Origin of the sequence: Tahibacter sp., from assembly GCF_035481375.1 — a bacterium.
Classification (GTDB): domain Bacteria; phylum Pseudomonadota; class Gammaproteobacteria; order Xanthomonadales; family Rhodanobacteraceae; genus Tahibacter.
In genome coordinates, this window is the sequence record NZ_DATIGT010000326.1 from 1 (window position 1) to 19,817 (window position 19,817).

General features: G+C 67.6%; 16 protein-coding genes, 1 tRNA gene and 1 pseudogene. 8 read left to right on the forward strand and 10 right to left on the reverse strand.

The genetic code is table 11. From position 1 onward, the window contains the following. Window positions 1-241: 241 nt before the first annotated feature. Entirely contained in the window at window positions 242-1,501 is a 1,260-nt protein-coding gene (locus VLF18_RS21875) for a TniQ family protein (RefSeq protein ID WP_325281754.1), read from the forward strand. Window positions 1,502-1,784: 283 nt separating this feature from the next. Here VLF18_RS21875 and VLF18_RS21880 read toward each other — a convergent pair. Beyond that, a tRNA-Ile gene (locus VLF18_RS21880) sits at window positions 1,785-1,860 on the reverse strand. A gap of 458 nt (window positions 1,861-2,318) precedes the next feature. Here VLF18_RS21880 and VLF18_RS21885 point away from each other — a divergent pair. Continuing rightward, window positions 2,319-2,708, forward strand: coding sequence for a hypothetical protein (locus VLF18_RS21885; protein ID WP_325281755.1), 390 nt, complete (start codon window positions 2,319-2,321; stop codon window positions 2,706-2,708). 166 nt (window positions 2,709-2,874) lie between these two features. Beyond that, window positions 2,875-3,606: a lysophospholipid acyltransferase family protein gene (locus VLF18_RS21890; RefSeq protein ID WP_325281756.1), complete on the forward strand. Its 732-nt coding sequence runs from the start codon at window positions 2,875-2,877 to the stop codon at window positions 3,604-3,606. 152 nt (window positions 3,607-3,758) lie between these two features. Here VLF18_RS21890 and rpoD read toward each other — a convergent pair whose 3' ends face one another. Both rpoD and dtd read right to left on the reverse strand, forming a co-directional pair. After that, on the reverse strand, window positions 3,759-5,624 hold the full coding sequence (rpoD, locus tag VLF18_RS21895; protein ID WP_325281757.1) for an RNA polymerase sigma factor RpoD: 1,866 nt from the start codon (window positions 5,622-5,624) through the stop codon (window positions 3,759-3,761). Between the two features lie 111 nt (window positions 5,625-5,735). Then, window positions 5,736-6,176 carry a D-aminoacyl-tRNA deacylase gene (gene dtd, locus VLF18_RS21900; protein ID WP_325281758.1) on the reverse strand — a complete coding sequence of 147 codons (441 nt, stop codon included), beginning with the start codon at window positions 6,174-6,176 and terminating at the stop codon, window positions 5,736-5,738. An 83-nt stretch (window positions 6,177-6,259) separates the two neighbouring features. Here dtd and VLF18_RS21905 point away from each other — a divergent pair, with 83 nt between their 5' ends. The 3 genes from VLF18_RS21905 (at window position 6,260) to VLF18_RS21915 (ending at window position 8,596) form a co-directional block, all read left to right on the forward strand. Further along, window positions 6,260-7,156: a lipid A biosynthesis acyltransferase gene (locus tag VLF18_RS21905; RefSeq protein WP_325281759.1), complete on the forward strand. Its 897-nt coding sequence runs from the start codon at window positions 6,260-6,262 to the stop codon at window positions 7,154-7,156. Window positions 7,157-7,277: 121 nt separating this feature from the next. Continuing rightward, on the forward strand, window positions 7,278-7,730 hold the full coding sequence (locus tag VLF18_RS21910) for a hypothetical protein (RefSeq protein ID WP_325281760.1): 453 nt from the start codon (window positions 7,278-7,280) through the stop codon (window positions 7,728-7,730). A 53-nt stretch (window positions 7,731-7,783) separates the two neighbouring features. Then, the gene (locus tag VLF18_RS21915; protein WP_325281761.1) at window positions 7,784-8,596 is read left to right on the forward strand and encodes a hypothetical protein; all 813 of its coding nucleotides are present in this window, start codon (window positions 7,784-7,786) and stop codon (window positions 8,594-8,596) included. Between the two features lie 25 nt (window positions 8,597-8,621). On the opposite strand, the gene VLF18_RS21920 is transcribed toward VLF18_RS21915, so the two are convergent. The 4 genes from VLF18_RS21920 to VLF18_RS21935 are packed head-to-tail and all read right to left on the reverse strand — an operon-like array spanning window position 8,622 to window position 13,831. Then, window positions 8,622-9,263, reverse strand: coding sequence for a response regulator transcription factor (locus VLF18_RS21920; protein WP_325281762.1), 642 nt, complete (start codon window positions 9,261-9,263; stop codon window positions 8,622-8,624). A gap of 6 nt (window positions 9,264-9,269) precedes the next feature. Continuing rightward, a complete protein-coding gene (locus VLF18_RS21925; protein ID WP_325281763.1) occupies window positions 9,270-9,977 on the reverse strand; it encodes a sensor histidine kinase in 708 nt (235 codons plus the stop codon). Continuing rightward, complete coding sequence (locus VLF18_RS21930) at window positions 9,974-12,403, reverse strand: protein kinase domain-containing protein (protein WP_325281764.1); 2,430 nt, start codon at window positions 12,401-12,403, stop codon at window positions 9,974-9,976. The genes VLF18_RS21925 and VLF18_RS21930 overlap by 4 nt, the downstream gene beginning before the upstream one ends. A gap of 42 nt (window positions 12,404-12,445) precedes the next feature. After that, a complete protein-coding gene (locus VLF18_RS21935) occupies window positions 12,446-13,831 on the reverse strand; it encodes a sigma-54 dependent transcriptional regulator (protein WP_325281765.1) in 1,386 nt (461 codons plus the stop codon). A gap of 398 nt (window positions 13,832-14,229) precedes the next feature. On the opposite strand from VLF18_RS21935, the gene VLF18_RS21940 reads away from it, so the two are divergent. Continuing rightward, a complete protein-coding gene (locus VLF18_RS21940; protein WP_325281766.1) occupies window positions 14,230-15,621 on the forward strand; it encodes a hypothetical protein in 1,392 nt (463 codons plus the stop codon). A 192-nt stretch (window positions 15,622-15,813) separates the two neighbouring features. On the opposite strand, the gene VLF18_RS21945 is transcribed toward VLF18_RS21940, so the two are convergent. Beyond that, window positions 15,814-17,505: an ArnT family glycosyltransferase gene (locus tag VLF18_RS21945; RefSeq protein ID WP_325281767.1), complete on the reverse strand. Its 1,692-nt coding sequence runs from the start codon at window positions 17,503-17,505 to the stop codon at window positions 15,814-15,816. A 108-nt stretch (window positions 17,506-17,613) separates the two neighbouring features. Between VLF18_RS21945 and VLF18_RS21950 the strand changes: the two genes are divergently transcribed. Continuing rightward, the gene (locus VLF18_RS21950; protein ID WP_325281768.1) at window positions 17,614-18,390 is read left to right on the forward strand and encodes a glycosyltransferase family 2 protein; all 777 of its coding nucleotides are present in this window, start codon (window positions 17,614-17,616) and stop codon (window positions 18,388-18,390) included. 4 nt (window positions 18,391-18,394) lie between these two features. On the opposite strand, the gene VLF18_RS21955 is transcribed toward VLF18_RS21950, so the two are convergent. Then, window positions 18,395-18,883, reverse strand: coding sequence for a hypothetical protein (locus tag VLF18_RS21955; RefSeq protein WP_325281769.1), 489 nt, complete (start codon window positions 18,881-18,883; stop codon window positions 18,395-18,397). An 81-nt stretch (window positions 18,884-18,964) separates the two neighbouring features. Further along, window positions 18,965-19,817: pseudogene (locus VLF18_RS21960) on the reverse strand (dolichyl-phosphate-mannose--protein mannosyltransferase); the annotation flags it as partial.

The following is a 19,817-nucleotide window of genomic DNA, read 5'->3' on the forward strand; positions in this document are numbered from 1 at the left end:
CACGCAACAGTGGGTGCCGATCTACAACGAACAACGCTCACACCAATCCATCGGCAACCTGCCTCCGATGGTCTTCAAACGCCAATGGCAGCAGCGACAGTCTCTACTTTCGACTGGTATCGCTTGAGGGGTATGGACCCCAGCATCTTGAGCGTGCGCTCAGCATCGAAGACTCGGCCGGGGAAGCGCAAACCAGCGTTTGACCCGGTCCGTCAGAATTGATAGCCGGTTGGCCGCTGCCGTGAGCCTACTGTTCGGCCTAGCACTTCGCGGTGTTGGCACCCAAATGGTTGAGTCGCTGTCTTCCTATGTCAGGAGGATATCGCTGGCCCACGGACTTTCTCCTCGTCAACTGCTTAAGTTGATTTTCGGGAAATCGATTGATGGCCAATTGAACGGTTATTCGGACTACGCACTGCGCGCTGCGGACACTCTCCAGGAATGGACAGGCATCGAGAACCTCAAGCAAGGAACGCTTCTACAGCTTCGAGAAAACTGCGCCCTCAATTGCATTTTCTCGATAACTAGTGGCCGCCGATGGTGCCCGTCATGTGTTGCAAAAGACCTTCGATCCGGCGAATTCGGTTACGACCCTCTGATTTGGAGTATGCGCTGCCTGGCGCTGTGCCCAGAGCACGACTGCGAGCTGGTTGACCGATGCCAGAATTGTCAACACTCAATGAGCTGGCTCTACGGAGAGAAGCGGCTTTGCTGTCCCCGCTGTGGCGCGAGCCTGGAAAGTGGAGTGCGCTCGCTCAAGCCTACACCGCTAGAACTCTTTTGCCGATCAAACCTTGCTGAAATACTTTCGCGCACACAACACCAAAAATTTGTAGTCGCAGCGATTAGGGTGTTCTTGCTTTCCTGCATCAAGGTAAACCGGTGGACATCTTTTGAGATGGCCGAAAGGTTCGGTTTCGAGGAGTATGGACTCGTCAAACTGATGCTGGATCCTCCGCGTCTACCGAACCTCTTTACGTCGCTACAGATTGCTGCTGCATGCCAGCAACCTCTCGCAGCAATACTCGACGATCCTGACGCATGCGCCGCGCAGTTGTGTTTTGAGTTCCCCCCTTTGACAAGGGCGCGAGAAACGAAGTTGCGCGTCTCGCCCGAACTGCGTCAGCGCATTTTTGAGGCTCTGTCTAACCATCTGACTACCTCTCTCGATTTCGCGCTTCCTTCGGTAAACGAAGTATGCAGAGATTTTGGCGTCACCGCAGGCTTTGCAAACTATGCGTTTCCGAGGCTGGTCGAACAAATCGCAGACCGACGAAAACAGTATCAGCGGAAGAAGGTCACATTGCAGCATCGCGCTGCAGCCAGAGAGGTCGACTTTTTCCTCACGCAATCGGATCCGAAGATCAACGCGAATGTCTCCCAGAAGAAGATTGTGGCGCGATTGATGGAGAAGTCTGGTTTGCCAAAACGGATTCTTGCAGAAGAACTCAGGAAGCAGCTTCGCGAGCGCTCAGGGCAAATTGTCGAGTCCAGCGCATAACGGCCAATGAGGTCAGAACCCGGGACATACGTCGCGTGAGCCCCGAACGGGAACGATCAAGATTCGAACGAAAGCCCAAGGTTGCTGAGTCACGTCGGATGCTTCGTTCCGCGCGTTTGGCACGTCGGGCTCCACGCTAGCGCCGACCGCGAACGGCAAGCCGTTAGGTCACAGGACGCTCTCGATGTCAACCATTTACCGTCCGGGCGACGTAAACCATATCGCGTCAACGAGGACAGCAAATGGCTTACTGCCTAAAAACGCCCTTTAAATCAGGAATTTATGGTGGGCCCACACGGATTCGAACCGTGAACCAAAGGATTATGAGTCCTCTGCTCTAACCGTTGAGCTATAGGCCCGGAAAGACCAGCAGTCCTGGCGTTGCACCAGTGCCGCGATACCGCGGTATCGGACCGCCGGCAACGACGGACAGCCGCGTCGGCGAGTGGCGAATTGTAGCGGAGTCGCGCCGGGCGTGGCGCGGCTGCAGGGCTTCACGGAATTGCGTGCTCGTGACGACGCGCAGCTCGCCGCATCGGATTTGCGGCTCGGCCGCGCGTGCCGGTTGCCGGCTTCGGTGACGAACACATGACGCCATCGACTGCGATGAACGCCGCGCATCACGTCGTCGCTGCCGCATCGCACCGCGCGAATACGCATGCGCGCCGCGAGCGATGCCATACGCCAACCGCCTGCAAAACCTAAACATTTCTTCATCACTGCGGCGCTCCCTACTCAACTATCGTCACATGCGCCGCGATGCCGCTTGCGCCAACCATTGCCGATGCGACACGAACGGAAACCCAGGGAGACCCGCGTGCAGCGATGGCATGGGCGCATCGGCGAGACGACGTCAGCGCGCGGGACGCTGGCGCGCTATCGCGTCGTGCTGCGCGGTGCGCCGCTCGACAGCGACGACTTCGCCGCGGTGCATGCGCGGCTCGCCGAAGCGGAGTGGGCAGCGGAGCGCGTGCGTTCCGTCGTCGTCTATGGCTGCTGGCCGGGCGACGGGCAGCTCTGGTCGCCGGATCCGGTCGCCTGTGTGACGGCGCTCGACGCGACGTTCGGCGCGCACGATCGTTATCTGCAGGAGCGCGCCGTGCTCGTCGAGACCACGCTGACGCGCGAGGCACTTGCACGCCGGCTGATGCTCGCATTTGCTCGCGATCGGCTGATCGACGCGGACGTCGACGACGAAGATCCCTGAGCGCGACACCGGCGACGCGCTGGATTCGCGCCCTCGCCCTGCCCGCGTCTTGCCGCGCACGGCGCGCGGGACTTGAGCGCGGCGCCGGAACCCGCGACGCTACGCGCCGGGAGCATGCCGCCGCCACGCGCAGCATGCGGGAAAACGGACAGGGGAACAGGAAGGGATGGCACTCTCGCGCTGGAGCTGGGCGGCGTTCAACGCGCTGCAGCTCGTGTTTACGTTGTTGTGGACGGCCGGCTGGATCACGCTGGCGTTCGTCGTGCTGCTCGTGACGCGCCGGCGGCGGTTGCCGCTGCGCATGGCGGCGCGCTGCTGGGCGCCGGGGCTGCTGCGCGGCTCGGGCGCGCGGCTCGTGGTCCGCGGGCTCGATCGCGTCGACTGGTCGAAGCCGCATGTGATCGTCGCGAATCACCAGTCGATGATCGATATCTGCGCGCTGTTCCGTGCGGTGCCGGTGCCGCTGCAGTTCCTGCTGAAACAGGAATTGTCGAAGGTGCCGTTCGTCGGGGCCTACGCGCGCGCGATGGGAATGATCTTCGTCGACCGCGGCAGTGCGCGCGAGGCGACGAAGCGCATGCAGGAAGCCGCCGGAATGGTGCGCGAGGGCGCGACGCTGTGCGTGTTTCCGGAAGGCACGCGCAGCCGCGACGGCGAAGTGCTGCCGTTCAAGAGCGGCGCGTTCCAGGTCGCGCTCGACGCCGGCGCCGACGTGGTGCCGGTCGCGATCGAGGGCTCGGGCAAGGTGCTCAGTCTCGGCGGCGTGTTCCGCGTGCGGCCCGGCACGATTACGCTGACGTTCGGCACGCCGCTGCGCAGCAGCGAGATCGCCGACCGGCAGGCGCTCGCGCAGCAGGCGCGAGAGCGTGTCGTTGCGATGAAGCGCGAGGCGGCGTGAGGGATCGCGTTGCCATGCCGGACACAAAAAAGCCCGCGTAGTGCGGGCTTTTTTGGCTTTCCGGCTGAAGAGCCGGCCCAGACCCTCGAACGGGGCTGGCTTGTTCGGCTTCAGCTTCTACGATTCCCGACTCTCGATTTCCGATTCCCGCCTCACTCGAGATCGAGGAACGAACGCAGCTGTTCCGAACGGCTCGGGTGACGCAGCTTGCGCAGGGCCTTGGCTTCGATCTGGCGGATGCGCTCGCGCGTGACGTCGAACTGCTTGCCGACTTCTTCGAGCGTGTGATCGGTGTTCATATCGATGCCGAAGCGCATACGCAGCACTTTCGCTTCGCGCGGCGTCAGGCCGGCGAGCACGTCGCGCACGGTTTCGGACAGGCCCGTGCTCGTCGCCGAGTCGACCGGCGAATCGACGTTCGTGTCTTCGATGAAGTCGCCGAGATGCGAGTCTTCGTCGTCGCCGATCGGCGTTTCCATGGAGATCGGTTCCTTCGCGATCTTCATGACCTTGCGGATCTTGTCTTCCGGCATCTCCATCTTCTTCGCCAGTTCCTCCGGCGTGGGCTCGCGGCCCATTTCCTGAAGCATCTGGCGGCTGATGCGGTTGAGCTTGTTGATCGTCTCGATCATGTGCACGGGAATGCGGATCGTGCGGGCCTGGTCGGCGATCGAGCGCGTGATGGCTTGGCGGATCCACCACGTCGCGTAGGTAGAGAACTTGTAGCCGCGGCGGTATTCGAACTTGTCGACGGCCTTCATGAGGCCGATGTTGCCTTCCTGGATCAGGTCCAGGAACTGCAGGCCGCGATTCGTATACTTCTTCGCAATGGAGATAACGAGACGCAGGTTGGCCTCGACCATTTCCTTCTTCGCGCGGCGGGCCTTGGCTTCGCCGATCGACATCGCGCGGTTGATTTCCTTGATGTCGGGCAGCGACAGGAACAGGCCCTTTTCCGTCGACACGAGCTTTTCCTGCTCGGCGACGATCTCGTCCTTGTGCGCGCGGATGCCCGAGGACCACTTCTGCTTCTTGCGGATCAGTTCTTCGGTCCAGTCGAGATCGATCTCGTGGCCCGGGAATGCGCGCAGGAAATCCTTGCGCGGCATCTTCGCGAACTTCACGCAGAGGTCCATGATGATGCGTTCGTGATTGCGGATGTTGCCGACGACATCGCGCAGCTTCTTGACGAAGCTGTCGATCATGATCGCCGGCAGCTTGAGCTTGAGGAAGCCTTCGGCCATCTGCTCGCGCAGCTTCTGCGCCTTCTTGTCGCCGTTGCCGTACTTCTCGGCGGTCTTCTGGAACTTGGTGTAGAACTGGCGCAGCTCGTCCATGCGGCGAGCCACTTCGAGCGGATCGGGACCGGTTTCGCCGGGACCGGCTTCTTCGCCGTCGCCCGATTCGTCTTCGTCGTCCTTCGCCGGCGCCGCCCCGGCGCTTTCGTCGGACTCGAGCATTTCCTCGCTGATCGCCGGCTGCGGCTCTTCCACGTCGGCGAAGCCCGCGATGACTTCGGACAGGCGGCGCTTGCCTTCGAGATGCTGGTCGTATTCCTCGATGAGCAGCTGGATCGACCACGGGAAGCTGGCCAGCGCGGTCTGCACCGCGTTGAGGCCTTCCTCGATGCGCTTGGCGATCGCGATTTCGCCCTCGCGCGTCAGCAGTTCGACGGTGCCCATCTCGCGCATATACATGCGCACGGGATCGGTAGTGCGGCCGACTTCGGCATCGACCGCGGCGAGGATGGCAACGGCCTCCTCGGTGGCGGTTTCGTCGTCGGCGACGGCGGACGGCGCGTCCTGCGGGAGCATTTCGCCTTCGGGTGCGGTTTCATGCACCTCGATGCCCATGCCGTTGATCATGCCGATGATGTCTTCGATCTGTTCGGGATCGACGATATCGTCCGGCAGGTGGTCGTTGACTTCGGCGTAGGTCAGGTAGCCCTGCTCGCGCCCCTTCACGATGAGGAGCTTCAGGTCGGACTGCTGGTCCTGGTTGGTGTTCTCGATGGCCATGGGGGCTCGGCTGGGGGCAAGACTTGGGATTATAGGAAGCCTGTCAAGGGTGCCCGGAACCCGGGTCTGACGAGGCATAGCGTTCTCTGGCGTATCGAACTCTCGGAACGTCTAACGCACTTCGAGGCGAAACGTGACAGGTCCGTCGTTGATCAGATGGACCTCCATATGGGCTCCGAAACGTCCGGTTTCCACCCTCGGATGGACATTTCGCGCCAGCTCGACGAGTCGGTCGAACCAGCGCCGCGCCTCGTCCGGTGCGGCGGCGCTCGTGAAGCTCGGCCGCATGCCCGAATCGGTGTCCGCGGCCAGCGTGAACTGGGACACCAGCAGCAGTCCGCCACCGGTATCCGCAAGCGAGCGGTTCATGCGGCCGGCTTCGTCGCCGAACACGCGGTAGCCGAGCAGGCGCTGCAGCATGCGCGCGGTCTGCGGCTCGCCGTCGCCGGGCTGGACCGCCACGAGCGCCAGCAGGCCCGGGCCGATCGCACCGACGGTCGCGCCGTCGACGTCGACGCGCGCGGAACTGACGCGCTGGATCAGGGCGATCATCGCCTTCCTCGGATTTCGGGGGGACGCGATGGTGCGCAAGCATGGCCAGCCGGTCAATCCGGCCGTTACCATCCGCGGCTCGCATGCGCCTTCCTCTCGCCATCCTCTATTTCCTGCTTCGAGTGGCCGGCCGGCTGCCGCTGCGCGTGCTGCACGGGCTCGGCGGGTTGCTGGGGCGGCTGTTGTGGTGGTCCGGCGGCAAGCTGCGCCACCACACCGAGGTGAACTTCGCCTTGGTACATACGCAAATCAGTGCCGCCGAACGTCAGGAAATCGCACGGCGGACGCTGCGCGAGACCGGCAAATCGGTGACCGAAATCGCAAAAATCTGGGGCGCCGGGCCGGACAACGCGCTGGCACTGGTCCGCGGCGTCGACGGTGAAGAACTGTTTCGCGAGGCGCTCGCCTCCCAGCGCGGCCTGATCGTCGCCGCGCCGCACCTGGGCTGCTGGGAGCTTTTGAATTTCTGGCTCTGCAGCCGCACCGATCTCGCCATCGTCTACCGCCCGCCGCGCCACGCGGCGCTCGAACCGCTGCTGCTGAAAGCGCGCGGCGCGCTGAGTCCGGAACAGGTGCGCGCCGAGGGCGCGGGCGTGCGCACGTTGTACAAGCGGCTGCAGGCCGGCGGCGTGGTCGGCATCCTGCCGGACCAGCAACCCAAGCAGGGCGAAGGCGTGTTCGCGCCGTTCTTCGGTGTGCCGGCACTGACCATGGTGCTGGTCTCGCGCCTGGCCCAGCGCACCGGCGCGACCGTGCTGTTCGCGTTCGCCGAACGCCTGCCGCGCGGCGAGGGCTACCGCATCCGCTTCCGCGCCGCGCCGCCGGAGATCGGCTCGGACGACCTCGATCGCGCCGTCGCCGCGCTCAACCAGGGCGTCGAGGACTGCGTGAATCTCGCGTTCGAGCAGTACCAGTGGCATTACAAGCGCTTCCAGTTCCGGCCGGATCCCGACGAGCCGAATCCCTACTGGCGCGGGTGACGGCGAAGGTCCTCGGCAATGCCCCCCTTGAACGCGGGGTACGGTAGCGCGTCACACATTCTTACCATCACTCCCCGAGCCGCCCCGCTTCGACGCTGAGGGCGGCAACAGGGGAATCCGCATGAGTCCGCACTCCGCTCTGCCGCTGCCGCGGCAGGCTCGGGCGTCGTCGCGCCGAATTCGACGCGGCACCGCCGCGCTGCTGGTCCTGGCCGCGCTGATCGTGGCCGCCCTCGCGTTGCGCGACCCGGCCAGCGATGGCGTCGCGGTAGGCGCCGCGACACGCTTCGATTACGTCGCCGTGTTCCCGCCCGGCACCGACGCGGCCGCGGTCGAGACCTGGCGCGGCCGCGTGCTGCGCGTGCATGAAGCCGGCTGCTTTCGCGGCAATCCCTGTATCGCGCGCAGCCTGCGCGGCGCGGAGCTCGGCCGTGCGCGGCAGTTCGCGATCGGCTTCGACCTGATGCGCGACACGCCGCCGACCGAGCGCGTCGCGGTGCTCGCCGCCGCGCAGCAGGCGCTGCCCGGCGTGCGCCTTTCGGCCGGCGCCAGCCTGCGGCAGGCCGCCGAATGAATCCCTTTCTCACCTGTGCCGCCGTTGCGGCGCCCTCGCCCACTGGAGTAGCCATGCGCCACCCGCTTCGTCTGATCGCCGCCGTTTCCCTGCTGGCCGCCGCCGGCACCAGTCACGCCGTGTTCGTCAACGGCGGCTTCGAGCAGAACGGCCTCGCCGGCTGGACCGTCGGCGGCGGCACGAACCCAGGCCTCGCCGGCACGCCGCCGTTCACCGGCGCGAGCGTGCAGATCACGCCGGGCGCGGCGGGTCCGGCCAGCGTCGTCGGTGCCGGCGCCGATCCGCGCGCACCGGGCATCACGCTGCCGCGCGTCGGCCAGTTCACGGCCAAGATCAATGACGAAGCCACCGGCGCGCGCCTGACGACGATGAGCCAGGTCGACACGATCACGGCCGCCGACGTCGACCCGGCCGACGGCCTGCCGCATCTGCGCTTCTCGTTCGCGCCGGTGCTCGACGATCCGGCGCATTCGCCCGAGGAACAGCCGTATTTCTATGTCGTCGTGCGCAACGTCGCCGACAACAGCGTGCTGTTCGAACAGTTCGCCTATTCGGGCCAGCCCGGCGTCACGTTCCAGCAGGGCACGGGAAGCTGGAAATATCTACCTTTCCAGAATGTCGATGCCGTGCTGCCCGCGAGCGCGGTCGGCCAGCAGATCTCGCTGACCGTGATCGGCGCCGACTGCTCGCTGAGCGGCCACGCCGGTTATGTCTACGTCGACGGCTTCGGCTCGGCGCCCGTCGGCGGCGGCGGCGGCGTGCCGCCGGCACGCGTGCCGGTGCCGACGCTCGACCGTTTCGGCATGCTGCTGATGGCGCTGCTGCTCGCGGTCAGCGGCCTGCTCGCCTGGCGCCGCGGCGACTGACCGCTTTCGATCAGTACACTTTCGATCAGTAGCCGACGAGGCCGCGCCGCGTCGCTTCGAGCGCGGCCTCGGCGCGCGTGCTGACGCTGAGCTTGCGGTAGATCGCCTTGAGGTATCCGGCGACGGTGTGGCGCGAGAGTTCGAGCACGTTCGCGACCTCGGCCAGCGTCAGTCCCTTCGCGACGAGGCGCAGCACATCGGTCTCGCGCGCGGTCAGCGCTTCTTCGGTATCGGCGGGTGCCGGTATCGGCTGGAAATGCCGCAGCAGCCGTCGCGCGATCGACGGCGACAGCGGCGGCTGGCCGGCGGCGATGCCGCGCAGCATGTCGGCCAGCGCCTCGGGCGACTGATCCTTGAGCACGTAGCCGTCGGCACCTGCACGCAGCGCCGGAAACAGGTGCGCGTCGTCGTCGAACACGGTCGCGACGATGCAGAGCGTGTGGCCGGGCTGCGCGCGCAAGGCCTCGATCAGGCGCACGCCGCTGCCGTCGGGCAGGCCCAGGTCGATCAGCGCGAGCGGCGGCGGCGGGGAGACGTGCATCAGCGCGTCGGCCAAGGTCGCGGCCTGCTGTACGTGCACGCCCGGAAACGCGAGCGCCAGCGCGCGCGACAGCCAGTCGCGGCTGCCGGCGAGGTCGTCGACGACAAGGGCTCGGGGGATCTCCATACGCCGCTATCCTGCGCCCGCCGGCAGCGGGAACGCCAGCACGACCTTGGTGCCGCCGGCCGTGCCTTCGGTCCAGCGGATATCGCCGGCGAGTTCCTGCGCGCGCTGGCGCATGCCGCGCGTGCCGCGGCCGTCGCCGGCAGTGCGATGGCCATCGTCGGTCAGTTCGAGCCGCAGCTCGTCGTTGCGCCAGTCGACGCGCACGCGCAGCGAACCGGCCTCGGCATGGCGGATCGTATTGCTGATCGCTTCGCGCACGATGCGGTGCAGATGCAGCGACTGCTCGGTGCGCAGCGGCGGATCGGGGATCGCGTCGGCTTCGCGCCACTCCAGGTCGATCCGCGCCGCGGCGAGCCGCTGGCGCGCCTCGGCGCGGATGTCGGCGAGCACGTCGGCGAGGGTGCCCGGCGTGCCGCGCGAGCGGCTGACGGTGTCGCGCAGATCCTGCAGCACGGCGCGTGCCTGATCGGCCTGTTGCGGCGTCGTCGCCGTGTGGATGAGGCCGAGCAGCTTCGCGCCGAGGTCGTCGTGCAGATCGTGATAGATGCGTTCGCGCTCTTGCGCGGCAGCGCGCTCGCCGATTTCGCGTTCGCGCGCGGCACGTTCCTGCTCGAGCACGGTCAACGTACGCGCATGCGCCTGGCGTTCGCGGCGCCAGCTCGCCGCGAGCGCGAGCAGCAGCGCACCGAACACCGCGAGCAGCAGCGCCGTCACGGCGCGCCGCCGGCGGTCAGCGCGTCGGCCGCGGCGGTGTCGCCGAAATGCCGGTGCACGGCGGCGAGCCGCGTCGCGGCGGTGCGCGTGCGTTCGTGCGCCGGACCGAACTTCGCGGCGAGGTCGCGATGCGCGCCTTCGAGCACGCGGCGCGCGTCGTCCCAGCGGCCGAGCTGGCTCAGGCATTCGCCGCGGTTGCTCGCGAGAATCGCGAGGTACGGATGCCCGGCCGGCAGGTTCGCGCGCATCCAGACGTCGAGCGCATCGAACTCGACGATCGCATCCTGCGGCCGCTTCTGCTTGAGCAGCAGCATCGCGAGGTTGTTGCGCGGCCCGATCGCGTCGGCGTTCGCCGGCCCGCCGTCGCGCGTCTGCGCGGCGACGACGCGGCGCAGTTCAGCCTCGGCATCGGCGAGCCGGCCGAGGTCTTCGAGCGCATAGGCGAGCACGTTGCGCGCGAGCAGGTTGTTCGGCGTAGCGTCCTCGCCGCGCAGCCGGCGCGCTTCGAGCACGTCGCGGATCAGCGCGATGCCCTGCTCCGATTCGCCGCGGCGCACGAGGAACGACGCGAGCGCCTGCTGCGCGTTGAGGGTTTCCGGATGCGCCGCGCCGAGCACGCGCGTGCGCACCGCGATGACTTCGCGGAACTCGGTCTCGGCCGCGGCGTCGTCGTTCTTGAGTTCGTACAGCGCGCCGAGCAGGCCGCGCACCTTGAGCGTCTGCGGATGATCGGCGCCGACCTGCGCGAGATGCACCGACAGCGAACCGCGCGCGAGTTCGATCGCTTCGTCGTAGCGGCCGGCGAGCCGCAGCGTCGAGCCGAGGTTGCGGCTGACCGCGAGGGTCAGCGCGTGACCGTCGCCGAGTTCGCGCTGCGCATCGCGCAGCAGCGGCCGCAGCGCGTGTTCGGCGGCGTCGGATTTGCCCTGTGCGAGCAGTCCCTCGCCTTGCGCGAGCCGCGCGTCGACGCGGATCGCGGGTTGCGGTTCGGGCGCCGCCCTCGCGAGCAGCGGAACCAGCAGCGCGTCGGCGTCGGCGTATTTGTGCTGCGCATAGAGCGCGCGCGCCTCGCCGACGACGAGCGCATCGCGCAGCTCGACCGGCGCGCTCGCGTCGAGTCCCGCGAGCGCCTGGGCGAACACGGCCTGCGCGCGCGCGGCCTCGCCGAGATTGAGCAGGCTCGTCGCGAGCGTCAGCTTCACGCGCGCTGCGGCGAGCGGCGCGAGCCCGGCCTGCGGCAGTTCCGCCTGCGCGGCGTCGAGCACGCTGCGCACGGTCACGTCGCCGCCCTGCGCGCGGTCGGGATCGGCCGATACGAGCATGCGTTCGAGGAAGCCGTTGACCGCGGAGGCTTCGGTCACGCGCAGTTCGGCTTCGCGCCGCGCGGCGGCTTCGGACCAGGCCAGGCGCAGCGAAACGGCGCTCGCGCCGATCAGCGCGACGACGGCGAGGGCGGCGGCCGCACTGGCAAGGCGATGCCGCCGCACGAAACGCGCGAGCAGATAGCCGAGCGTCGGCGGCCGCGCGTCGACGGGCCGGTGCCCGCGTACGCGCTGCAGGTCGGCCGCGAACTCCGCAGCCGAGCTGTAGCGCCGTTCGGGCTCGCTCGCGAGCGCCTTCATGACGACGGTCTCGAGATCGCCGCGCGCGGCGGCGGCGAGGCGGCCGAGCGGCAGCGGCGCCTGATGCCGCACGATGTCGATCGCCTCGAACAGCGTCGATGTCGCGAGTTGCGGATACGGCAGGCGGCCGCCGACGAGTTCGTAGGCGATGCAGCCCAGCGCATACACGTCGCTGCGCACATCGACCTGCGCGCTGTTGCCCGAGAGCTGCTCGGGACTCATGTAGGGCACGGTGCCGAGCACTTGCCCGAGCTGCGTGACCTCGCGCGACCAGCCGTCGGCGAGCCGCGCGATGCCGAAGTCGAGCACCTTGGGCTGGCCGTTCTCGTCGACGAGAATGTTGCCGGGCTTCAGATCGCGATGGATGACGCCGCGGCCGTGGGCGTAGTGGACCGCGCGGCAGACTTCGACCAGCCGCTGCAGGCGCGCGTCGAGGCCGAGCGCGCGGCGGTTCGCGTCGGTGACGAGATCGTCGCCGCGCACGTACTCGAGCGCGAGCCACGGCGGCGTGCGCTGCGCGTCGGCGGGATCGCTCGCGGCGTAGAGCCGCGCGATGCCGGGATGTTCGAGCTGCGCGAGCAGTTCGATTTCGCGCCGGAACCGGGTCAGTGCCGAACGGCCGAGCGCATGCAGGACCTTGAGCGCGACATCCCGCGGCGGCTGCGTCTCGCGCGCGCGGTAGACGCGTCCCATCGCGCCTTCGCCGAGCAGGCCGAGAATGCGGTACGGCCCTATCTGCTCGGGCAGCGGTGCATCGCCCGACGCGCCGCCCCTCTCGTGTAGCGTTTCTTCGCTCTCGTGCACGCTGCCCCCCTGGTCAACAGCGGCCTGCCCTACGGCGGAACCTCAATCCTCGCGCGAACTCGCCTTCACATCGACCCCCAGATCGCGGAGCTTGCGGTACAGATGGGTCCGCTCCATGCCGACGAGCTTGGCGAGCTTGCCGACGCTGCCGCCGGTTTCCTGCAGCTGGCGCAGCAGATAGACGCGTTCGAACTGCTCGCGCGCCTCGCGCAGCGACAGGCCGAAGTCGATGTCGAATCCGTCGCCGCGCGCACCGGTGCGCGGCGCGGGCGCGCTGCCGGACAGCGCCTGCTCGACTTCGCCGAGTTCGACCTCGGGCGCGGCGCCGAGAATCAGCAGGCGCTGCACGAGATTGCGCAGTTCGCGCAGATTGCCGGGCCAGCCGTAGTTGCGCAGCCGGTTCTGCACGGCGACCGGGAAAATGCGATACGGCAACTTGTCGCGATTGGAAAAAAAGTCGGCGTAGTACTGCAGCAGCTCCGGCACGTCCTCGACGCGCTCGCGCAGCGCGGGCACGGCGAGCGGCACGACCTTGAGCTGGTAGTAGAGCTCTTCGCGGAAGCGGCCGACCGCGACGAGATTGTCGAGGTCCTGCGCCGTCGCCGCGATCACACGCAGGTCGAGCACGACCGGCTCGCGTCCGCCGCAGCGGATCAGCGCGCGGCGCTCGAGCGTCGAGGACAGGCGCAGCTGCATTTCCGGATCGAGTTCGGCGACTTCGTCGAGGTACAGCGTGCCGCCGTTGGCCTGCTCGAGCAGGCCCATCTGCACGGTGCCGTTGTCCTCGGCGCCGAACAGGGCCTGCGCCGCGTGATCGCGCGCGATCGAGCCCGAGGCCACGGTCACGAACGGCCCGCTGCGCCGCGCGCTCTTCTCGTGCAGCCAGCGCGCGAGCGATTCCTTGCCGCTGCCGGCCTCGCCGTTGAGCAGCAGCCAGGTGTCGTGGCCGGCCATGCGTTCGAGCTGGCCGCGCAGCGCCTGCATCACGCGCGACGAGCCGACCGGCTCGAGCGGCACCGGCATCTGGCGCTTGAGTCCTTCGTTCTCGCGTTTGAGGCGGCTCGCCTCGAGCGCACGCTCGACGGTCAGCAGCAGCTTTGCGAGCGAGAGCGGCTTTTCGACGAAGTCGTAGGCACCGAGCCGCGTCGCCTCGACGGCGGTCTCGACCGTGCCGTGTCCCGAAATCATGATGACGGGACAGTTCAGTCCGCCGCGCTCGGACCATTCGCGCAGCAGGCTGATGCCGTCGGTGTCGGGCATCCAGATGTCGAGCAGGATCGCATCGGGGCGCACCTGGCGGCGCAGTTCGCGCGCCGCGGCGGCGTTCTCGGCCACGCTGACCTGATAGCCCTCGTCCTGCAGGATGTCCTGCACGAGGGAACGGATATCGGGCTCGTCGTCGACGACGAGAATATGTCCGGAAGCCATGTCCGCCCCTGTTGCGAAAAAACGACGGTGCAGCATAGCGCCTTCGTCCGCCGATGGTCACGCGGCATCGACCCGCCACGCCGCACGATTCATGCGGCTGCGCAGCATTGACCGATCCAATCGAAACCATCGAATCGGTTGATTGGTATACAAGCTCGCATCGCCGCATGCTCGCCGGGCCGCCTCGTGCGGCATGTCAGGGAACGTCGAATAGCGTCGACATTCCCGCGGCGCAGCGATGCGCCGCTCGTGGTCGAGCGCGTAAGCGCCCGGCCAGCGGAGCCGAATCCGGGTGTGTGTGCCGGACTCGGCGACTCTGCCGACTGTCGGAACGGCAGTCGGCAGGGATTCCCATCAGGGGGACGCCCGCCTCAGCCATACCGAACTCCGGAGGCTCCATGAACAGGTCCACGCAATTCCCCGCGATAGCCAGCCTGACCTTGATCGCCACGCTCGCCGGCGCCGCCCTCGCCGCCGAACCGGCGAAACCGACGAGTTATACCAACGTCATCGAAGAAGACTTCGCGACCGTGATGGCGCGCATGAAGTCGCAGAAGGCGCAGATCCAGCAGCGCCACAAGGCGCTGCTCGACGAACGCTACGACCTCGCCGACCGCGCCGCGAGCGGCGTGACCATGTCGCGCGGCAAGCCCGTGCAGGAAGGCGTGCGCGTCAAGCTCAAGAGCGGCCAGAGCTGGGATGCGCTCGCGGCGATGCCGCCCGAGGAGATCAAGAGCCGGGATCTGTGGCCGGCGGGTTTCTTCCCGTTGCCGCATCCGAACCACGGCGAAGGCGGCATGCTGTTCCCGAAGTTCCAGATCGACGAGATCAACAAGCAGGCGCGCCGCGACCTCACGCGCTTCGATCTCGATTTCGATTTTCCCGACCATCTGCTGCCCGAATTCCCGGCGCCGATCTTCCTGACGACGCGTCCGGATCTCGGCGACGTGTCCAAGGGCAAGCTCGTCACCTCGGACAACTATTACGAGCTGTTCAACGGCCTGCTCAATCCGAAGCAGCTCGAAGGACTCAGGCTCCTCGTCGTGCCGTTTCCGCAGCAGCAGTTCAACCTGACCGCCGACCGGCGCTCGGAGCGTCCGAGCCTCGGCGTCGCCTGCTTCGACTGCCACGCGAACGGCCACACCAACGCGGCGACGCATCTGGTCGGCGACATACGGCCGCAGGAACACCGGCATCGCATCGACACGCCGAGCCTGCGCGGCAACAACATCCAGCGCCTGTTCGGCTCGCAGCGCGCGCTCAAGACGATCGAGGACTTTACCGAGTTCGAGCAGCGCGCGGCCTATTTCGACGGCGATCCGGTGATCGCGACGAAGAAGGGCGTGAACATTCTCGAGCGCGGCAGCCAGGTGCATTTCATGGCCGAATTCCAGGCGCTGCTCGATTTTCCGCCGGCGCCGAAACTGGCCTGGGACGGCCGGCTCGATCCGAAGAAAGCGAGCGAGTCGGAGTTGCGCGGACAGGACGTGTTTTTCGGCAAAGGCAAATGCTCCACCTGTCACGTCCCGCCGTTCTACACCGACAACCTGATGCACAACCTGCAGGTCGAACGCTTCTTCAAGCAGAAGAACATCAACGGCCGGCTCGCCAGCGCGGACGGTCCGATCAAGACCTTCCCGCTGCGCGGCATCAAGGACTCGCCGCCGTACCTGCATGACGACCGCCTGCTGACGCTCGACGACACGGTCGAATTCTTCAACCTCGTGCTCGAAACGAAGCTCAGCGGCGACGAAAAGAAGGATCTCGTCGCGTTCCTGCGGCAGCTCTGATCACTCCGCGGGTTGGGGTGAGCCACAGGCGAGTCTCGACATCGAGGTGTTTCCGCATGGCATTCGCCCGGCGGAGGAATGCTTCCCGGCGTCTACCCGACACGCGGGCATTCCCTCCCCTCGGCGATCGGCGCGGCGGGATACCTCGATGCCAGGGTTCGATGCGCTCACCCCAGCCTGCGCCGCGCCTGTTCATTCCCCGTCGCGCTCGACGGGTTCGCCGTAGCGCCAGTAGTCCGGCGGATACAGCGCGGTGCGCTGAGCGGGTTCGGCGGGCGTCTGGCCGGCTTCTACGGCGGCGAGCGTCGGCGCGTCCCAGATCTCGAGCCAGCGCGAACGGAACGGCTGGATCAGCATCGCGTAGCGCCGGGCGCGCGGGTCGAGCTTGGCCGGATAACGCACGATCAGCCCGCGCGGATGCGCGCGCGCCCATTCGCCGACCTCGCCGATGCGGATTTCGTCGATGCTGCCGCGCAGCCGCGCGCGGTAGTGGAACTGGCCCTCGTACTGGCCGACGTTCGCGATCGGCCGTTCCTCGCGCTGCGCGCGCGCGAACACGGCGGCGGCCGGATCGAGATTGAAATTGTGGAACAGTGAATACGCGAACAGCGCATGCGCGAGTGCGACGCCGAACAGCGACGCGCCGGCGATCCGATGCAGTTCGCGCTCGCCCTCGCCGGGCAGCAGCAGGATCAGACCCAGCGCGACGAAGCCGGCCGCGAACCAGGGGCTCAGCCGCGACGCGTCGTGCAGCCAGTGCGAATGCAGGTGCCCGCTCGCCAGCCAGACCGGCAGCAGCGCGAGCGCGACGGCGAACGCGAACGCCGCGAGCGCGAGCGGCCATGCGCCCCAGATGCGGCCGCCGCCGGTCTCGCGCGTCTGCTGCCGCGCGAGCGCAAAGGCCAGCGCCATCGCGACGCCGGGGAGCAGCGGCAGCAGGTAGTAGACCTGCTTGCCCGAGACCAGACAGAACACGAGGAAGGTCGGCACGAGCCAGCTGATCAGGAACCGTTCGCCGTCGCCGATCGGCCGCGAGAACGTGAGCGCCGCGCGCCACAGGCGCGGCCAGCCTATCCACGGAAACAGCAATACCGCGAGCATCGGCAGATACCACCAGAGCGGCCGCGCGTGATCGAAGCTGTCGACCATGCGTCCGGCGGTCTGCAGGAAAAACAGTTCGTTGCGATATGCCTCGCCGCCGGCGAATCCGGCCGGCAGCGCCCAGGCGACGAGGATGGCGGCACCGCCGGCCAGCGCGAGCGCGCCGCGCCTGTACCAGCCGCCGCGATCGGCGCGCGCGTGTTCGCTCCACCAGGGACCGAACAGGAACGGAAACGCGACATGCAGCAGCATGACCGGGCCCTTGGTCATGAGGCCGGCGCCCACCGCGAGCGCGAACCAGCCCCAGCGCGGCCTGCCGGACAGGGCGAGCAGCGCCAGCACGACGGTCAGCGCCAGCAGCACCTCGTACATGATCTGCAGGCCGAACAGGAACGAATACGCGAGCGCGATCAGGAACCACGGCGCGAGCCGCGCGACCGCCGGCCGCAGCGCGAACACGCGGCGCGCGAGCGCGGCGGCGGCCACCAGCCAGCCCGCTCCGATCATTACCTGCAGCAGCCGCGGCCAGACGTCGTTGACGCCGAACACCGCCCAGCCCGCGTGGATCAGCCAGAACAGCAGCGGCACCTTGTGGCTGTAGGGATGCCCGTTGATGTGCGGCACGAGGAACTGGTTCTGGTTCCACATCTCCCAGGCCACCGCGAGCGTGCGCGTCGAATACAGCGGCATCGGACCGTGCTGGAAGATGGCGAACAGCACGACGACGAACCACAGCGCGAGCCAGCTCGGCGGAACCGGACGGAAACGGGAGGTTGGCGACATAGGCGGCGGGTGGCGGGAACCGGCGTGAAGTGTAGTGCCTGCATGGTGTCGGTAGTGCAGTCGCGATTGTGTCGCGGCATCCGCCCGCGCGGCTGCTACGCTCTGCGCATGTCCACTCCCCTGCGCGTCGGCCTGTCGGCCTGCATCATCACGTTCAACGAAATCGACCGCATCGACGACTGCCTTGCCTCGCTCGCGTTCTGCGACGAGATCGTCGTCGTCGATTCGGGTTCCACCGACGGCACGGCCGAGCGGGCAGCCGCGCTCGGCGCGCGCGTGATCCAACGCGCGTTCGACGGCTATCGCCGGCAGAAGGATTTCGCGGTGACACAGGCGCGGCACGACTGGGTGCTCTGCCTCGATGCCGACGAACGCGTGACGCCGCGGCTGCGGGACGCCATCGACGCGGCGCGCGACGCCGGCTTCGCCGCCCGGGGGTATCGGTTCGCGCGCGCGACCGACTATTTCGGCGCGTTCCTGCGCCACGGCAATGCCTATCCGGATCGCGTACTGCGCCTGTTCGACCGGCGCTGCGGCGGCTGGCGCGGCGATCGCGAGATCCACGAGCACGTCAGCGTGGACGGCACGGTGCAGCTGCTGCCCGGCGATCTCGAGCACCGCGCCTATCGATCGCTCGCCGATCAGTTGCGACGACTCGAACGCTACGCGCAGCTCATGGCCGAGCACGACCACGCGCGCGGCCGCCGCGCGCGTCTCGTCAATCTCGTCGTGAATCCGTTCTGGCGCTTCTTTCGCGGCTACGTGCTGCGCGCGGGATTCCTCGACGGCTGGCGCGGACTGATCTACGCCTGGGTCGAAGCGAACTACGTGCGGCAGAAATTCATCAAGCTCTGGCTGCTCGACCGCGGCCAGCGCATCGCCTGATGGCTCACGCGCGCCGCAGGATGTCCTCGACGCGCAGCGCCATGGCCACGGCGAACTCCTCGCCCTTGGCCTTGCCGAGCACGCGGCGATATTCGGCCAGGAGCTCGGTGAGTTCCGCCTTCGTGTAGCAGCGCTCGAGTTTCAGCGTGAACAGGAACGCGCGCAGGCCCAACGCGGCGACCGCGGTTTCGTTGATGAACGCGCGCGCGAGCTGCAGCGGCGGCAGTTCCGCGTCGGCCGGCGCGGCCGCGCCTGGATTGGCAGCGCTCGCGGACGGCATGCCGTCCGCGGCGATCAGGCCGAGCGCGCTGAGCTCGTCGAGAATGCTGCCGACGTCGCCGAGCGCGGCGAACTGGCGCTTGAGTTCGGCAACCGAATGCGCGCCGTGGACCGCAATCAGCAGCGAGCGCGAGCGCGCATGCAGCTTCTGGCGGCGATCGACGAGTTCGCGCTGCCCCTGCAGCGTCTTGCGTGGCACGGCTGAGTCGAGCATGGACTGTTTCCCCCTGGACAGTGAGGCTGAGGATACGTCGTCCGCCCGGCGGAATTGAACACGCCATGACGCAAATTTGCGTCAATCGCCGTTCGCGTCGGCGTCCTCAGCGGTTTTCTGCACGGCAGGATCGCACCCGTCGCGGAACGCGTCGTAGCGCAGCACATACCATTCGCGACGGTTGGCGTGCCCGACATACGTCGCCTTGTTCGTGTCGACACAGGCGCCGAACGCCGTGCGCAGCACGAACAGCCAGCGTCGCTCCGGCGCTTCGGCGAGCCAGCGCCGGCCCTCGGCGAGCTGCAGATGCCAGGGTTTCACGAAGCCGAAATCACGCGCGGTCCGGTCGGCGTGCAGCAGGTTCTGTTCCTTCCAGGCAACCAGGCCGAGCTCGGCATCCTTGCCGACGATCTCGCCGGCACGGCGCATGACGGCCGCGGCCGACGTCGAATCGTTGAGCACGGGATAGGCCCAGAAGCTGTAGCCGAGCCACAGCGTGGCGAGGGTCAGCGCGAGCGCAAGCAGGCTGCGCCGCGTGCGCCACCACGCCGCGGAGGCCAGCGCGACGACGCCGACGACGAGCACGAACAGCCAGAGCATCTGGCCGCCGGCTTCGAGGCCGCGCTGCTCGACGAGCCGGTTCGCGCGCTCGAGATGGCCGCTCCAGGCCAGCGCGCCGACGATCGCGAACACCGCGCCGAGTGCCGCGACGAAGCCGAGCACGAGCCGCCGGAACGCAGGCCGCTGCGCGATCGCCTGGAGCTGCGCACCGACGAGCAGCGCCAGCAACGGCAGCGCCGGCATGATGTAGACGTCGCGCTTGCCCTTCGGAAACGTGAAGAACACGACCACGAGCACGATCCAGGCCAGCGGCAGCAGCACGCGCGCATCGCGCCGGCGCAGCGCGTCGCGCCAGCGCGGCACGGCCCAGGGC

What these genes read in the sequence shown, in the direction of transcription:
- VLF18_RS21890 (WP_325281756.1), top strand. Translation starts at nt 2,875, where the DNA reads ATGGCACTCTCGCGCTGGAGCTGGGCGGCGTTCAACGCGCTGCAGCTC.
- VLF18_RS21935 (WP_325281765.1), bottom strand. Translation starts at nt 13,831, where the DNA reads ATGGCTTCCGGACATATTCTCGTCGTCGACGACGAGCCCGATATCCGT.
- VLF18_RS21945 (WP_325281767.1), bottom strand. Translation starts at nt 17,505, where the DNA reads ATGTCGCCAACCTCCCGTTTCCGTCCGGTTCCGCCGAGCTGGCTCGCG.
- rpoD (WP_325281757.1), bottom strand. Translation starts at nt 5,624, where the DNA reads ATGGCCATCGAGAACACCAACCAGGACCAGCAGTCCGACCTGAAGCTC.
- VLF18_RS21905 (WP_325281759.1), top strand. Translation starts at nt 6,260, where the DNA reads ATGCGCCTTCCTCTCGCCATCCTCTATTTCCTGCTTCGAGTGGCCGGC.
- dtd (WP_325281758.1), bottom strand. Translation starts at nt 6,176, where the DNA reads ATGATCGCCCTGATCCAGCGCGTCAGTTCCGCGCGCGTCGACGTCGAC.
- VLF18_RS21950 (WP_325281768.1), top strand. Translation starts at nt 17,614, where the DNA reads ATGTCCACTCCCCTGCGCGTCGGCCTGTCGGCCTGCATCATCACGTTC.
- VLF18_RS21955 (WP_325281769.1), bottom strand. Translation starts at nt 18,883, where the DNA reads ATGCTCGACTCAGCCGTGCCACGCAAGACGCTGCAGGGGCAGCGCGAA.
- VLF18_RS21910 (WP_325281760.1), top strand. Translation starts at nt 7,278, where the DNA reads ATGAGTCCGCACTCCGCTCTGCCGCTGCCGCGGCAGGCTCGGGCGTCG.
- VLF18_RS21915 (WP_325281761.1), top strand. Translation starts at nt 7,784, where the DNA reads ATGCGCCACCCGCTTCGTCTGATCGCCGCCGTTTCCCTGCTGGCCGCC.
- VLF18_RS21940 (WP_325281766.1), top strand. Translation starts at nt 14,230, where the DNA reads ATGAACAGGTCCACGCAATTCCCCGCGATAGCCAGCCTGACCTTGATC.
- VLF18_RS21920 (WP_325281762.1), bottom strand. Translation starts at nt 9,263, where the DNA reads ATGGAGATCCCCCGAGCCCTTGTCGTCGACGACCTCGCCGGCAGCCGC.